Here is a 14,857-nt window from a genome sequence, read left to right as displayed (position 1 = left end):
TCGATCACAAAATAAGCCTGTGGCATGTACCTCGGGCATCTGGCTTCAGCCATCAAGAGAGAGGGCGGCCCTGAGCCGCGGAGACGCGAATGAGCAAGCATCAAGACAGTGCGGTGACCACTCACACCAATCTCAGCAGCGCAGAGCTGATCGAGCTGGCAGTGGCTCGCGGCGAAGGACGTCTGGCCGACAACGGCGCGCTGGTCGTGGAGACGGGAGCCCGTAGCGGACGCTCCCCGAACGACCGCTTCATCGTCGACGAGCCGTCCACTTCGGACGCCATCGACTGGGGCAGCGTCAATCGCCCGTTCAGCCCGGAGCGTTTCGACGCCCTGTGGGAGCGCGTCGAGGATTATCTCGGCGAGCGCGACAGCTTCGTCTCCGAGCTGCATGTCGGGGCTGACCTCGAGCACTACCTGCCGATCCGCGTGACCACCGAGACGGCCTGGCACAACCTGTTCGCGCGTACCATGTTCGTGCGTCCGGACAGCTTCAATGCCAAGGACAAGAGTGAATGGACCATCCTCAACGCGCCGCACTTCACCTGCGAGCCTGAGCGTGATGGCACCAACTCCGACGGCGTCGTGCTGATCAACTTCGCGCGTCGCCGTGTCCTGCTGGCGGGCATGCGTTATGCCGGTGAGATGAAGAAGGCCATGTTCTCGGTGCAGAACTTCCTGCTGCCGGAAAAGGACGTGCTGCCGATGCACTGCTCCGCCAACGTCGGTGACGACGGCGAGACCACGCTGTTCTTCGGCCTGTCCGGCACCGGCAAGACCACCCTGTCCGCCGATCCTGCGCGTCATCTGATCGGTGATGACGAGCATGGCTGGGGCGAAGGCACCGTCTTCAACATCGAAGGCGGCTGCTACGCCAAGTGCATCGACTTGTCCGAGAAGAACGAGCCGGTGATCTGGAACGCGATCAAGTTCGGTGCCGTGCTGGAAAACGTGGTGCTGGATGACCGTCGTGGTGCGGATTACGGCGATGACCGTCTGAGCCAGAACTCGCGTGCCGCCTACCCGCTGGAGCACATCGAGAAGCGCGTGCCGGAAAACCGTGCCGGCGAGCCGAATGCCATCGTCTTCCTGACCTGCGACATGTCCGGCGTGTTGCCGCCGGTGTCCGTGCTCAGCAAGCAGGCTGCTGCCTACCACTTCCTGTCCGGTTACACCGCCAAGGTCGGCTCCACCGAGATGGGCTCCACCGCTGGTCTGGAAGCGACCTTTTCCACTTGCTTCGGCGCGCCGTTCTTCCCGCGCCCGGCACGTGAATACGCTGACCTGTTGATCAAGCGCATCGAGGCCTTCGGTTCACGCGTCTACCTGGTCAATACCGGCTGGACCGGTGGCTCCTACGGTGAGGGCGGCTCACGCTTCTCCATCCCGACCACGCGCGGCATCATCAGCGCGATTCAGAACGGTGCTCTGGCGGACATCGAGACGCGTCACATCGACGTGCTCAACCTGGATGTGCCGGTGCGCGTGCCGGGCGTCGACTCCAGCCTGCTCGACCCGCGTGAGACCTGGGAAGACCGCGCCGCCTACGACAGCAAGGCACGTGACCTGTCAGCCAAGTTCGTCGAGAACTTCAAGAAGTTCGCCGGCGTGGATGAGGCGATCATCGCGGCAGGCCCGACCCTGGTCTGACGATCAACGGGATTGATCGCAAGCGTTAAGCAAGAAGCCTCGTCCGGTATTCCGGGCGAGGCTTTTTCGTGTCTGCTGCCTTTCTCGTCAACAGCTGCCGTCATCACCTGCTGTCGGGCCTGTCAGGGGGCTGTCAGGGACTGCCTCCGGCGGCCAGCGAGCGGTTGGCAGGGCCGTCGAAGGTATCTTCGGCAGCGAGCGGCTCCGAGCCTTGCGCAGCGCCGGTATGTTGCTCGATACCCTCACCTTGCTCAACACCACCACTTTGCTCGAGGCCGGGCTCAGTGTTGCTGGCCTCGGTGCGGCGTGACGCGCCTTCGTTGGCGGTTTTGGCAAGGTCTTCGTCGGCGGTGTCGACCAGGCCTTCGGGCGAGCGCTCGGCGACGAAGGGCGCCGGCGGCTGATACCACCAGCGGGTTGTCCAGGCTCGCATCACTCGCTCCGGGTACCAGGTCTTGCCGAGGCTGCCGTTGTAGCGCGCCAGCGCATCGGTGATGTCACCTTTCTCGCGCTTGAGGTAGTGGGCAAGAATGGTCGCGCCGTAACGCAGGCTGGTGTCCTGATCGAGCAGATTGTCGCCGGGCTCGCCGATCTCACGCTTCCAGAAGGGCATGACCTGCATCAGGCCGCGCGCCCCGGCGTGGGAGACCGCGGTGGGTTTGAAGGCGCTCTCGACCTGGATAACGGACAGGATCAGCTCCGGTGCCAGGCCTGTGCGCGTCGCTTCGCGGCGCACCTTGCGCAACAGGTCGATGCGCGCGGCGCGGTCGGGCATGTAGCGCTCCAGCCGCTGCTGCATGCTCAATACCCAGTGCAGAGCATCGATGGGGTCCTCGAAGGCCTCGGGCTCGGCCAAGGCCTCGCGCAGGCTGTCACGCAGCCCCGGCGACAACCCATGCTCGGGGATCGCGGCGGCGGCCTGCCCAGGGGGGCTTGTCAGGCCGGTAGACGCGGCGCTCAGCGTCAGCAGGACAGCGGCCAGCCATGGGCGCAGGCGGCGATGTAAGGTGTCGCCTGCAGCGCCTGTCACGGGCGGCGCTGAAGGGGAAATCGATGAGATGGTCATGCGCAGTCCCTGCGTATCAATCATGGCGCCATTATGCCGTTACCGCGGCGTTGACGGTAATGGGATGTTCAAGGAAGGCACATAACGAGACAGCCCGCCCTCGAGAAGAGGAGCGGGCTGTCCCGGGTACTGCGCTAGCGTCAGCCGCGAGCGAGTGGCTCAGGCGGCTCGAGTTCAGCTCGCGCTGCGCTCGGCCAGGAAGTCCAGCAGGCTGTCGACGGCGATCATGGTCGCTTCGTCATCGGTGCGACCCTTGTACTCGTACTCGCCATTGTCGAGACCGCGATCACCGATCACCAGACGATGCGGAATGCCCAGCAGCTCGCCGTCGGCGAACTTGTTGCCCGGGCGCAGATCACGATCATCCAGCAGCACGTCGTAACCGGCAGCCGTCAGCTCCTGATAGACGCGCTCGGCAGTCTCGCTGACACGCACGGACTTGTGGGCGTTCATCGGCACGATGGCGACCTGGAAGGGCGCGATGGCTTCCGGCAGCACGATGCCGCCCTTGTCGTAGCCCTGCTCGATGGCAGCGGCGACCACGCGGGTCACGCCGATGCCGTAGCAGCCCATGGACAGCGGCTGTGCCTTGCCGTTCTCGTCGAGCACGGTGGCGTTCATGGCCTCTGAGTACTTGGTGCCGAGCTGGAAGATGTGACCCACCTCGATACCGCGTGCGATATCGATCACGCCCTGGCCGTCCGGTGACGGATCACCGGCGACGACGTTGCGGATATCGGCGATTTCCGGCAGCGGCAGATCACGCTCCCAGTTGAGGCCGAAGTGGTGCTTGCCTTCGATATTGGCACCGGCACCGAAATCGCTCATCAGCGCGACGCTGCGATCGATGATGATCGGCATCTCGAGGCCGACCGGGCCGAGGGAACCGAAACCGGCACCGACGGCGGCGCGCACTTCCTCATCGCTGGCCATGGTCAGCGGCTCGGCGACCTGTGGCAGGTGCTCGGCCTTGATCTCGTTCAGCTCGTGGTCGCCACGTACCATCAGCGCGATCAGACCACCTTCGACGCCTTCGGCCGCCTTGACGATCAGCGTCTTGACGGTCTTCTTGATGTCCAGGCCATGCTGCTCGACCAGCGCGGCGATGGTCCTGGCGTTCGGCGTGTCGACCAGCTGCATCTCCTGGGTCGGTGCCGCGCGCTCAGGCGTCTCGCCCAGCGGAGCCGGCAGCGCTTCACACTTCTCGATGTTGGCGGCGAAATCGGAGCCGGTGGAGAAGGCGATGGCGTCTTCACCGGAGGCGGCCAGCACGTGGAATTCGTGGGAGCCGGTCCCACCGATGGAGCCGTTGTCGGCGATGACGGGACGGAAGTCGAGACCCAGGCGCGTGAAGATGCGCACGTAGGTGTCATACATCACCTGATAGGTCTCTTTCAGGGATTCTTCGCCCAGGTGGAAGGAGTAACCATCCTTCATCACGAACTCGCGTGAGCGCATCACACCGAAGCGCGGACGAATCTCGTCGCGGAATTTGGTCTGGACCTGGTAGAAGTTGGCCGGCAGCTGCTTGTAGCTGTTCAGCTCACGACGCGCGAGGTCGGTGATGACTTCCTCGTGGGTCGGGCCGACACAGTAGTCGCGCTGGTGACGGTCAACCACGCGCAGCAGCTCGGGGCCGTACTGCTCCCAGCGACCGGACTCCTGCCACAGCTCGGCTGGCTGCACGGCTGGCATCAGCAGTTCCTGGGCACCGGAGCGGTCCATCTCTTCACGCACGATGCGCTCGACCTTGCGCAGTGTGCGCAGGCCCAGTGGCATCCAGGTGTAGAGGCCGGAGGTCAGGCGACGGATGAAACCGGCCCGCAGCATCAGCTGGTGGCTGACGACTTCGGCGTCGGACGGGGTTTCCTTGAGAGTGGAAATCAGCAGTTGACTGGCACGCATGGGCTCAGCGATCCCTCGACTTGTCGCTTTGATCGGTACGCTTCGCAGTCGCGAAGCATGAACAGGCAGGTCTTCGGCACGCCTTTTACAGGCGTATCAGCGAAGCAGACTGAGCGCATTGTACTGCCGCGAGCCTTGGAGGGGCAAAGTGCATGGCCTGACTGGAAAAATCCGCGCCGGCCTGCCGATACTGGTGACACGGGATTTCCCTTTGGAGAGAGCCGTGAACGGGTTTCTCGGGGAGGTCTGACAAGGAGACAAGGATATGTCGTCGCTCGATCAGCGCTTGGGATGCGTGCGCGCCAGACATCGCTGGCCCTTGAAGGTGGGGCTTGTGTTGCTCGTACTGGGAGCGTGCCTGAGCGCCTCCCTGTGGCTGGTGAGTCTTTTCCTGCCGATCCCTTTCGTCGATGAGGGAGTGCATTTCGCGCAGGTTCGCCAGTTTCTCGCCAGCGACTGGGGTCAGCATCCCAAGCTGACCACCCTGACGCTATATCACGCCACCATGGCGGTGACGTTGATGACGCTCCAGACGTTGGGGGAGTGGCTCAATCTTCCTCTCGCAGCCGACGCCATGGCCGGACGCTGGCCTGAGATGCCCTCGGTTGACTGGGTGCGAGGTCTGTCGTTGCTGGGCTTCAGTGCCATGGCATGCATGGTCTGGCGGGCGCTGCCGAGCGTCTATCGGCGCCTGTACCCCATGCTCGATGAGAGCGGCGCCCGGCAACAGGCGAATCGTCAGAGCTGGCAGTGGCTATGGCTGCCGATCATCTTTCCCTATCTGGCGCTGGTGTATACCGACCCGTGGATCATCGCCCTGGTCGCGCTGCAGCTCGTCGCGCTGGTGCATGAGCGGCGCCTGGCGTTGCTGGCCTTGATCCTGGTCGGGCTCGGCTTGCGGCAGGACAGCATCGTGCTGCTCGGGCTGTGGGGCGGTCTATTGCTGTTCATGGCGCATGCGCAGTCTGGGGCTCACTCTCAGGCTGTCGGCATGGCGCCACCGCTGCGCTCGCCGTTGCGTCAGCTTTCTGTCTGGTGGGGCCTGATCGTGCGCTGGTGGTGGGTGGCCGTGATTCCGGTGGCCGCCTTCATCGGGTTTGTTCTCTGGAACGACGGCATTGCCATGGGCGATACCGGCCGTCATAAGGCCGGTTGGCACACCGGCAATCTCGGCTATTACCTGGGCGTGATCGGCGTGGTGTTTCTGCCGTTGTGGCTGGCCGACTTGCCGAGGCAGTGGCATCTGCTGTGGCGTCTGTGCACCCAGGGTGCCTGGCCATGGCGGGGCATTCTGCTGCTGATGACGCTGGCGGGCGTGTGGGTCATGCTGGTGATGAGCTTTGAGGTGACGCATGACTACAATTTCCAGCGCTGGACGATCCGCAATACCTGGCTGTTATGGCTCAATGACCACCCGGTGGGGCTGTGGGTCACCATGTTGCTGACCACCAGCATGGCACTCTGGTGGCTGAGGGCGCCGCTACGGCTGGGGCATGCTGGCCTGCTGTTGGTGATGCTTGCCTTGATGGTCTGCACGCGTGAGCTGATCGAGACGCGCTACATGCTGCCCCTGGTCACGATCTTCCAGCTGCTGCGCTGTGCAGAGCGAGCGGAAGTGGAGCGCGCGATGACGCTCTGGGCAGTTTCGATGGGAGCGCTGCTGATGGCGGGATTGGTGCTGACGCGCACCCTGCCATGAGGCGGTGGCAGGATGTTTTGGAGGCTCACTCGATGGCGGGGGCTTCAGGCCTGATGGCGTTTCGCCGCCGGGGTCTGGGCATCATGACCGGTAGGGGTTTTATTGGCACCAGCACCGATGCCAGAGCCACCACGCGGTGGCTCGGCGACCCAGGCATAGGCAGCCTCGCGCTCGTCGGGCGAGAAGTGGCGCACCTCGATGGAGCGCACCAGATGCTTGCTGAACTCAGTGACATGGCGCAACCAGTCGGCCTTGCTGATGATGGCTTCGCGCTCGAAGTCTCCCAAGTGGCGCAGGGCATAGCCGATATCATTGAGCAGGGCGGCGGGCGTGATCAGGCCAAAGCGTTCGATTTCCACCAGCAGCGAGATTCGCTCATGGCGCGCCAGGCGTTCGTCGCATTCCTTGATGATGGGGGCGAGCGAAGCCTGATCGATATGCCCCGCGAGATGCAGGGCGACAACGTGATCGGCGGGACTCTTGAGCAGTGTCAGCATGTTTGGCTCCTGCACTGATGCATGTTGGCTGGGCGAGCCGTGCTGGAAACCAGCGCTGGCGTCGCTACCTCTTCAGTGTAGTCGCATGTAAGCCGCTTGCTGGCGTCTGGCCGAGCGATTGTCGGCACTGTTCGTGTCGAGGAGCTGCCAGCAACGGCTATCTCCTTCGGCATCTGGCCGCGAGGCATGACGAGCGGAGCAGTGCTCAGGCACCAAAAGCATCAGACTCGAAAAGTATCAGGCATGAAAAGTGACCGGCTTGAAAAGTATCAGGCATGAAAAAGCGCCGCCCCTCGTGAGAGGAGCGGCGCTCTTGAATTCAGTATGACTCTCGCTTGATCTGGTACGGCCAGCCGGACTCGAACCGGCACGCCCGAAGGCAGGAGATTTTAAGTCTCCGGTGTCTACCGATTCCACCATGGCCGCGCAGACTGGCGCATAACTTATCATATTTCAGATCAAGGTCAACTTTAATGGCAATGACACCTTGCTTAATACGTGATTCAACTGACTGTTATGCAATGAAATTGCGACGCTGAATGGTCATCGTGAGCGGTGACATTGAGACAGGAGAGCAGAGCGATTTTTACCCGGCATGATCACGGCAAGCGACGCGAAAAGGTGCGCGGTGGAGAAGGGCAGGAAAACAGAGGATCAGCACCGAGCGCGAAGGCGCACAGGGGGAATCATTCATGGGATCAGGGCGGCTGTCAGAATCACTGGACAGATGAAAACAGAGATATCACGTGGCAAGGCAACGACTTGGCAAGACGTAGACCAGGTGATAGTCAGGCGAAAAAAGCGCCAGGGTTGCAGCAATGCAAATCGAAACAAGCAAGGGAAGTGTGACGACCCGAAGGGGGTGGGTGTCATAGCCATTCCAGAGAGAAACAGGGGATGTTTCGGTATCTGAAATGGAGGCTGGAGTCGGAATCGAACCGGCGTACACGGAGTTGCAGTCCGCTGCATGACCACTCTGCCATCCAGCCTCAATGATCGAGATGTCAGTCGAAACTGATGCCTGATCCGAGGAGTATCCACTGATGCTGCTGCAGATACATGAGTCAGTAAATCAGGTGGATGTTGCGCTACCTGTGTTACTGGAGCGGGAAACGAGATTCGAACTCGCGACCCCAACCTTGGCAAGGTTGTGCTCTACCACTGAGCTATTCCCGCTGAACTCGAGGTCGAATTATACGGATAATTCCCATGCTGTCAAACAGTTAATGAAAAATTGTCTCGCGAGTCAGGTCGCTGGAAACGAAAACGCCCACCGGCCATAGGGGCGGTGAGCGTTGAGGCATTCGCAGCATCTCGTGGCTGAACGGGGTGTCAGACCGAGCGCACCAGTTCCGGCCAGGCGGCGCGCAGGTAGCTGATCATCGACCACAGCGTCAGCGCAGCCGAGATATACAGCAGGGCGAGGCCGGCGTCCCCTCCGACACTGCCCGGGGCGAAGAACAGCAGCATGAACAGGGCGAGCATCTGGGCAGCCGTCTTCAGTTTGCCGACCCAGGACACCGCGACACTGCCGCGCTTGCCGATCTCGGCCATCCACTCACGCAGTGCCGAGATGACGATCTCGCGACCGATGATGACCAGACTCGGGATGGTCATCCACAGGCTGTCGTAGCGTTCTATCAGCAGGCCCAGTGCCACCGCGACCATCAGCTTGTCGGCGACGGGGTCCAGGAAGGCGCCGAAGGGCGTGGTCTGATTCCACAGACGGGCCAGATAGCCATCGAACCAGTCGGTGATGGCGGCCAGTGCGAAGAGCAGCGCCGTCAGCGGCAGGCTCCATGCATAAGGCAGATAGAAACATACCACCAGCAGCGGAATGAACAGGATGCGGATCAGAGTCAGGATATTGGGGATGCTCATCGTGACGGCACGAGTCCTTGCATGAAGCGTAGGTGGCTGGGCGCAATCGAGGGCGAGTCGAGCCCCTGAAGAAAGCCGTTCGATTGACGCCGCACAAGTCGTCTATTCTAGCCTGCCGGCGGCGCATTCAGCCATGCCAAACGGCAGGTTATTCAAGCCAACGCTCTGTCACTCTTCCTTGAGCGTTGAGTCGATGGTGCCAGAGGCCACCATGTCGTGTACGGGAGGCAGCCATTCAGCGTCTGATTCATCAACCATGCAGCGCCTGGTGGATCAGCTCGGCGAGCGATTCGCTGATGCCGGGCACGCGGGCCAGTTCCGGTTTGGAGGCCTGTTTCACCCCCTGCAGACCGCCGAAGAACTTGAGCAGCTCGCGGCGCCGCTTGGGGCCGACTCCCGCGATTCCCTCCAGACTTGAGGTACGCCGCGCCTTGTCGCGTTTGGCGCGGTGACCGGCGATGGCGAAGCGGTGCGATTCATCGCGCACATGCTGGATCAAGTGCAGCGCCGGTGAGTGGCTGTCGAGGTCGAGGGTGTCGTGCACCGTCTCGATGAACAGCGTCTCGAGCCCTGCCTTGCGTGTGGTGCCCTTGGCCACCCCGAGCAGGATGATGTCGGTCACGCCGAGTGACTCGAACACCCCGCGCGCCATGTTGAGCTGCCCCTTGCCGCCATCGACCAGCAGGATGTCCGGGCGCTTGCCTTCGCCTTCCTGCAGGCGCTTGAAGCGCCGCGTCAGCGCCTGCTGCATGGCGGCGTAGTCATCGCCGGCCGTCACGCCTTCGATATTGAAGCGCCGGTAATCCGACTTGATCGGGCCGTCATGATCGAAGACCACGCAGCTGGCCACGGTCGCCTCGCCATGACTGTGGGAGATGTCGAAACATTCCAGTCGCTTGGGCACTTCATCGAGTCCCAGCGCATCGCGCAGCGACAGGAAGCGGTTGGACAGCTGCTGGCGGCTGGCCAGCTGGGTGGCCAGATGTTGCTCGGCGTTGGTCTGCGCCAGTGTCAGCCACTGGGCGCGATGGCCACGCACCTGATGCGCGACCCGTACCCGGCGTTCGGCCTTCTCGCTCAAGGCGCCTTCCAGCAGGTTGGCGTCCTCGAGGGCCAGCGAGGTCAGCACCTCATCGGGCATCTCCCTGTCCTGGCCGAGATAGTACTGACTGACGAAGCTGGTCAGCAGCTCGCTGCTGGTCAGGTCCAGGCCATTGCCCGGCGAGAAGTGGCGCGCGCCGAGCATGCGACCCTGGCGGACCGAGACCACACTGATGCAGAGTCCGCCGGGGCGCTCGGCCAGCGCCAGGATGTCGGCGTTGCCGGTGCCGGTGTCGACGTATTGCTTCTCCTGCATGCGGCGCAGCTGGGCGACCTGATCACGCAGGCGAGCCGCTTCCTCGAATTCCAGTCGCATGGCCGCGTCTTCCATCGCCTGGCTGAGCTCGTCGGTGACCTTGTCGCTCTGGCCGTTCAGGCACATCACCGCATGTTCCATGTCGCGGCGATAATCCTGCTTGCTGATGTAGTCGACACACGGCGCGGTGCAGCGGTTGATCTGATATTGCAGGCACGGGCGCTCGCGGTGGGCGAACACCGAATCCTCGCAATTGCGCAGGCGGAAGATCTTCTGCATCAGCGTCAGGGACTCGCGCACCGCGACGCTGCTCGGGTAGGGGCCGAAGTAGCGTCCGTCATTGCGCTTGTGGCGCACGCGCTTGAACTCCATCGCCGGATAGTCGTGATGCTGGCTGATGAAGACGTAAGGGTAGGATTTGTCGTCACGCAGCAGGATGTTGTAGGGCGGGCGCAGCTCTTTGATCAGGGTCTGCTCCAGCAGCAGGGCCTCGGTCTCGCTGCGCGTGATGGTGACCTGTACATCGGCAATGCGTCCGACCAGCGCCTGGGTCTTGGCATTCAGGCCGGTATTGCGGAAATAGCTGGAGAGGCGCGCCTTGAGACGCTTGGCCTTGCCCACGTACAGCACGTCACCGGCGCTATCCAGCATGCGATAGATGCCGGGCGCGTCGCTGACATGCTTGAGGAAATGGCGGGCGTCGAAGCCGGTTGCCTCGCTGCCCTGCAGCAGGTCACTGCTCGCGTCGCTGGTGATCAGGCGGCTGGAGACACGCGCGGCGTCTCTGCGCGCGCGGCTGTCAGCGTGCGCACTCGCTGATGAGGCCGGCTGGGCATCAGGCTGGCTGGCGGTGCCTGCCGGGTCCTCATTCTCGGACGACCGGGAAGTGGTGTCCGTCATCGTGGGATCAGTGTGCTGCTTGGCCATGAGGTTCCTCGTCCAGAGATGCCTCGAGTCTATCAAACAAGGGCGATTGCTCGCAGGCATGGGGGCAGCAGAGCCATGCTGCAATGCCTGCTGGCAGGAAAGGCGCCTGTCGGGACGTGCCATGCATGAAGGTCTCAGACAGAAACACCTCATGCAAGAACGCCACCCGGGGAAGGTGGCGTTCTTGCATGAGGCGTTATCGGCGCTGCTCGGGAGTGTCACGAGCAGCGCGGGCCTGCAGCGTGTGGCAGGCCAGCAAGGTGTGCTTGCTCAGGCCTCGTCAGGACGGTCCAGCACGTAGTCATCCAGCAATTGGTGACGCATGGCCAGGTGCGTCATCTCCACGTCGCTGGTCACACCAAGCTTGTCGAAGATGCGGTAGCGGTAGGTGTTGACCGTCTTCGGGCTCAGGTGCAGGCGGTCCGAGATCTCGCTGACGCGATGGCAATTGACGATCATCGTCGCCACCTGAAGTTCTCGGCTCGATAGCTGATCGAAGGGATTGCTGCGCTGGGTGTCCATGCCCGAGAACACCAGGCGCTGGGCGATTTCCGGGGACAGATAGCGTTCGCCTGCGGCCACCTGATGGATGGCGCGGATCATCTCGTCAAAGGGCGTGCCCTTGGAGATGAAACCGAAGGCTCCCGCTTCCAGCAGGCGTTTGGCGAAGGACTCTTCCAGATAGGCGGTCAGCACGATGACTCTGACGTCGGGCAGGCTGCGCACGATCTTCTGTGTGGCTTCCAGGCCATCGACGCCGGGCATGCGTATGTCCATGAGCACGATATCCGGGCTGTGCTCACGGCAGAGTTTGATCGCGGTTTCGCCATCCGAGGCTTCTGCAATCACCTTGAGCCCATCCTCTAGCTCAATGGTACGGACGATGCTGGTACGCACCAGGTGGTGGTCGTCAGCGACAAGAACCTTGATCAAGGCGGCTCCAGTAAAGATGTCAATAAGCAATGAAGTGAATGCGGGATCCAATGTACCCATTGGACAAGGGCTTGTCGATGCCCCTGTTATCCAGTGCGTCGCGTTCAGGATAACCACTACTGATATAGTGCTAGCGTGATTCCTGCTCCTTTTCGTCGGCCGTGAGGCAGTGAGCGAGCCGCTGTGGTAAATCGTGCTCCGCGATGCGATGCCCAGACTTCACGCACTCCACAAAGCGCAGCCAAAATAAGAGGTTGACGACGTATTCGTCGCTCTGTAATATGCGCTCCATCGTGAAGACGGGGCCTTAGCTCAGCTGGGAGAGCGCAACACTGGCAGTGTTGAGGTCAGCGGTTCGATCCCGCTAGGCTCCACCATGATTCACGACAAGTCTGTCCAGGTTTCACGTGCCCACTTGCCTGCAGGTGACACATGACATGACAGTCTGATGAGGGGCCTTAGCTCAGCTGGGAGAGCGCAACACTGGCAGTGTTGAGGTCAGCGGTTCGATCCCGCTAGGCTCCACCAGAATTGTTGAAAAAGCGGTCATCCTTCGGGGTGGCCACTTTTTTGTGCCCGGCTTTCAGCTCGGCCCTGTCAGCTTGCCCCTGTCTGCAGCTCGCCCCTGTCTGCTTCACATATATAGCCGCCATTTCCCGGGTCTGCCAACGCTGAGGAAGATAGGCGAGAAATCTCATCCAGTCTCGTGATCGGCTGAAATTGCCGCCAATCATTGCCTGATCGTCTCAAGTTGTTGATGAGAGGCAGGCATGGCGCTAGATTGGCGACATGAGCAGACAAGAGATCACACGACTCGTGGCGAGCCTCGCCCACGAAGAAGGCATTCGAGAGACCGCAGTGAAGGGCGTGCAGCTCTTTCGCATGACGGAGCCCGTGCGTTGCGCGCCGGCCATCTATGAGCCCGCCGTGGTGGTGATCGTCAACGGTGCCAAGGAGGCGATACTGGACGGCGAGCGACATGTCTATGACAGCCGTCAGTATCTATGTTGCCCCATCTCGATGCCGGTCGAGGCGGGCGCCCCCACGGCCTCGCCAGAGACGCCATTGTTGGGCGTGTACGTCTCGCTGGACACGCGGGTGATGACGGAGCTTGCCATCGAGATGGAAAGCGCTGCGGGGCTTGTGCGCAAGCCGGGCAGCGGCCCACTGCCGCCGGGGCTTGCCCTGGCGCATTGGGACGCCGCCTTCAGCGATGCCTTGTTGCGACTGCTGCAGGTGGCACAGAGCCCCACCGATGCGGCGATACTGGGAGAAGGGCGGCTGCGGGAGCTTTACTACTCCGTCCTGAAGGGTGAGGCGGGGGAGTCGGCGCGACGCGCCTTCGGTGTGGGCAATGAGATCGCGCGGGCGATCGATTACCTCTCCAGCCGTCTGGATGAGCCGGTCAGCATTGAAGACATGGCCGGGCGGGTCGGCATGAGCCGCGCCGTCTTCCACCGCAAGTTCAAGCAGGCGACCACGATGTCGCCGATCCAGTTCGTGAAGTCCATGCGTCTCAATACCGCCGCCATGCAGATCGCCAATGGCAAGACCGTCAGCGAGGCGGCCATGGCCGTGGGCTATGTCAGCTCCTCGCAATTCAGTCGTGAATTCAAGCGCCTGTACGGGCAGTCGCCCAAGCAATGGAGTCAGTTCAAATAGCGGCCCTCCATGAGCGAGCCATGAAAAAACGGCCATCCGAAAGGAGGCCGTTTTTTCATGGCTGGCGATCATCCTGTGCGTGGCGCGCTAGAGCACCGCTTCACTCTCCTCGACACGCTCGAAGAGGATCAGATGATCGGCCTGGATGCGCAGCATGACCTGCTCTCCGGGCTGATAGTCGTGATGGCTGTTGAAGGCCGCCTCGACTGCCCGCCCGGAAGGCAGCGCCAGCCGGTAGAGGGTGCTGGTACCGGCGAAGGTCGCGCTGAGCACGCGTGCCTTGAGGTCGGTCGCTTCCGAATCTCCTTCGGCCAACACCAGATCATCCGGGCGCAGCAGCACATCCACCGGCGTGCCGGGTGCATACGGATAGGCACGGTTGCCGCGAATCACGCCCAGCTCCGTGCTCACGCATTCGTTGTCCTTCAGCGTGCCGGGGATGAAATAGCCCTGGCCGATGAAGTTGGCGACGAAGCGCGTGGCGGGTTCGTGATACAGGTTGAACGGCGTGTCCCACTGCTGCAGATGACCGCCGTGGATCACGCCGATCTGGTCGGCCATCGCGAAGGCCTCATTCTGGTCATGCGTGACCAGCACCGCGCTGATGCCGAGGTGCTTGAGAATCCGCCGCACCTCCTGGCTCAGCTGACGGCGCAGCTCCACGTCCAGATTCGAGAACGGCTCATCGAGCAGCAGAATGCGCGGCTCCGGTGCCAGCGCGCGGGCCAGGGCCACGCGCTGCTGCTGGCCACCGGACAGTTCATGCGGGAAGCGCTCGCCGAGGTGGGCGAGGCCGACCAGGGTCAGCAGCTCCGTCACCTTGTCATTGCGCGTTTCTCGGGTCATGCGGCGCACGCCGAAGGCCACGTTGTCCGCCACGCTCAGATGGGGGAACAGCGCGTAATCCTGAAAGACCATGCCGACATGGCGCTGCTCCGGCGCGGTCAGATGAGTCGCGCTGGACAGCACCTCGCCTTCGAGACGAATCTCGCCCACTGCCACCGGTTCGAAGCCGGCAATCGCGCGCAGCAGCGTGGTCTTGCCACAGCCGGAGGGGCCGAGCAGGCAGGCAATGTCACCCTTGTTGAGGGAGAAATTGATGTCGCGGGTCACGACGGTGGTGTCGTAGCGACATTCCAGCGAATCGATCTGAAGGAGCGGTTGCATGATGGCAGGTCAGTCCGGATGGCGATGAAGGCAGCGGGGCAGGGGAGTGTCCGTCTCGCTTGAGCATACGCGAGCGCCGCCTGCGTGGATGCAGGCGGCGGCTCAGTCCTGAGC

Annotated in this window: 10 protein-coding genes and 5 tRNA genes; 5 read left to right on the top strand and 10 right to left on the bottom strand. The window is 62.4% G+C overall.

Features of this window, described 5'->3' with window-relative positions; genetic code table 11:
- Positions 1-89 precede the first annotated feature (89 nt).
- Entirely contained in the window at positions 90-1,649 is a 1,560-nt protein-coding gene (locus AC5WNI_RS12560; protein ID WP_487886307.1) for a phosphoenolpyruvate carboxykinase, read from the top strand.
- Positions 1,650-1,782: 133 nt separating this feature from the next.
- Here AC5WNI_RS12560 and AC5WNI_RS12555 read toward each other — a convergent pair whose 3' ends face one another.
- Positions 1,783-2,715 carry a lytic transglycosylase domain-containing protein gene (locus tag AC5WNI_RS12555; protein WP_495928528.1) on the bottom strand — a complete coding sequence of 311 codons (933 nt, stop codon included), beginning with the start codon at positions 2,713-2,715 and terminating at the stop codon, positions 1,783-1,785.
- 174 nt (positions 2,716-2,889) lie between these two features.
- On the bottom strand, positions 2,890-4,620 hold the full coding sequence (locus AC5WNI_RS12550) for a proline--tRNA ligase (protein ID WP_487886305.1): 1,731 nt from the start codon (positions 4,618-4,620) through the stop codon (positions 2,890-2,892).
- Between the two features lie 265 nt (positions 4,621-4,885).
- Here AC5WNI_RS12550 and AC5WNI_RS12545 point away from each other — a divergent pair, with 265 nt between their 5' ends.
- The gene (locus tag AC5WNI_RS12545; RefSeq protein WP_487886304.1) at positions 4,886-6,319 is read left to right on the top strand and encodes a hypothetical protein; all 1,434 of its coding nucleotides are present in this window, start codon (positions 4,886-4,888) and stop codon (positions 6,317-6,319) included.
- 44 nt (positions 6,320-6,363) lie between these two features.
- Here the strand turns inward: AC5WNI_RS12545 and AC5WNI_RS12540 are convergent, their stop codons facing one another.
- The 7 genes from AC5WNI_RS12540 to uvrY form a co-directional block, all read right to left on the bottom strand.
- Positions 6,364-6,816: a SpoIIAA family protein gene (locus AC5WNI_RS12540; RefSeq protein WP_175088560.1), complete on the bottom strand. Its 453-nt coding sequence runs from the start codon at positions 6,814-6,816 to the stop codon at positions 6,364-6,366.
- Between the two features lie 341 nt (positions 6,817-7,157).
- Positions 7,158-7,242, bottom strand: a tRNA-Leu gene (locus AC5WNI_RS12535).
- Positions 7,243-7,731: 489 nt separating this feature from the next.
- Positions 7,732-7,805, bottom strand: a tRNA-Cys gene (locus AC5WNI_RS12530).
- Between the two features lie 112 nt (positions 7,806-7,917).
- Positions 7,918-7,992 (bottom strand) — tRNA-Gly (locus tag AC5WNI_RS12525).
- 156 nt (positions 7,993-8,148) lie between these two features.
- Positions 8,149-8,697, bottom strand: coding sequence for a CDP-diacylglycerol--glycerol-3-phosphate 3-phosphatidyltransferase (gene pgsA, locus AC5WNI_RS12520; protein ID WP_043331361.1), 549 nt, complete (start codon positions 8,695-8,697; stop codon positions 8,149-8,151).
- A 250-nt stretch (positions 8,698-8,947) separates the two neighbouring features.
- A complete protein-coding gene (uvrC, locus tag AC5WNI_RS12515) occupies positions 8,948-10,981 on the bottom strand; it encodes an excinuclease ABC subunit UvrC (RefSeq protein WP_285461261.1) in 2,034 nt (677 codons plus the stop codon).
- Between the two features lie 270 nt (positions 10,982-11,251).
- On the bottom strand, positions 11,252-11,914 hold the full coding sequence (gene uvrY, locus AC5WNI_RS12510) for a UvrY/SirA/GacA family response regulator transcription factor (protein ID WP_043331360.1): 663 nt from the start codon (positions 11,912-11,914) through the stop codon (positions 11,252-11,254).
- Between the two features lie 301 nt (positions 11,915-12,215).
- Between uvrY and AC5WNI_RS12505 the strand changes: the two genes are divergently transcribed.
- The 3 genes from AC5WNI_RS12505 (at position 12,216) to AC5WNI_RS12495 (ending at position 13,576) form a co-directional block, all read left to right on the top strand.
- Positions 12,216-12,291 (top strand) — tRNA-Ala (locus AC5WNI_RS12505).
- 75 nt (positions 12,292-12,366) lie between these two features.
- Positions 12,367-12,442: transfer RNA gene (locus tag AC5WNI_RS12500), tRNA-Ala, on the top strand.
- 261 nt (positions 12,443-12,703) lie between these two features.
- The gene (locus AC5WNI_RS12495) at positions 12,704-13,576 is read left to right on the top strand and encodes an AraC family transcriptional regulator (protein ID WP_495928527.1); all 873 of its coding nucleotides are present in this window, start codon (positions 12,704-12,706) and stop codon (positions 13,574-13,576) included.
- A gap of 87 nt (positions 13,577-13,663) precedes the next feature.
- Here the strand turns inward: AC5WNI_RS12495 and AC5WNI_RS12490 are convergent, their stop codons facing one another.
- Positions 13,664-14,743, bottom strand: a complete 1,080-nt coding sequence (locus AC5WNI_RS12490; protein ID WP_217485787.1) for an ABC transporter ATP-binding protein — start codon at positions 14,741-14,743, stop codon at positions 13,664-13,666.
- Positions 14,744-14,857: the final 114 nt, after the last annotated feature.

Source organism: Cobetia sp. PDI-12MA, assembly GCF_059507695.1.
Note: the sequence above shows the minus strand (reverse complement) of the source record. Positions and strands in the feature narration are given on the sequence as shown.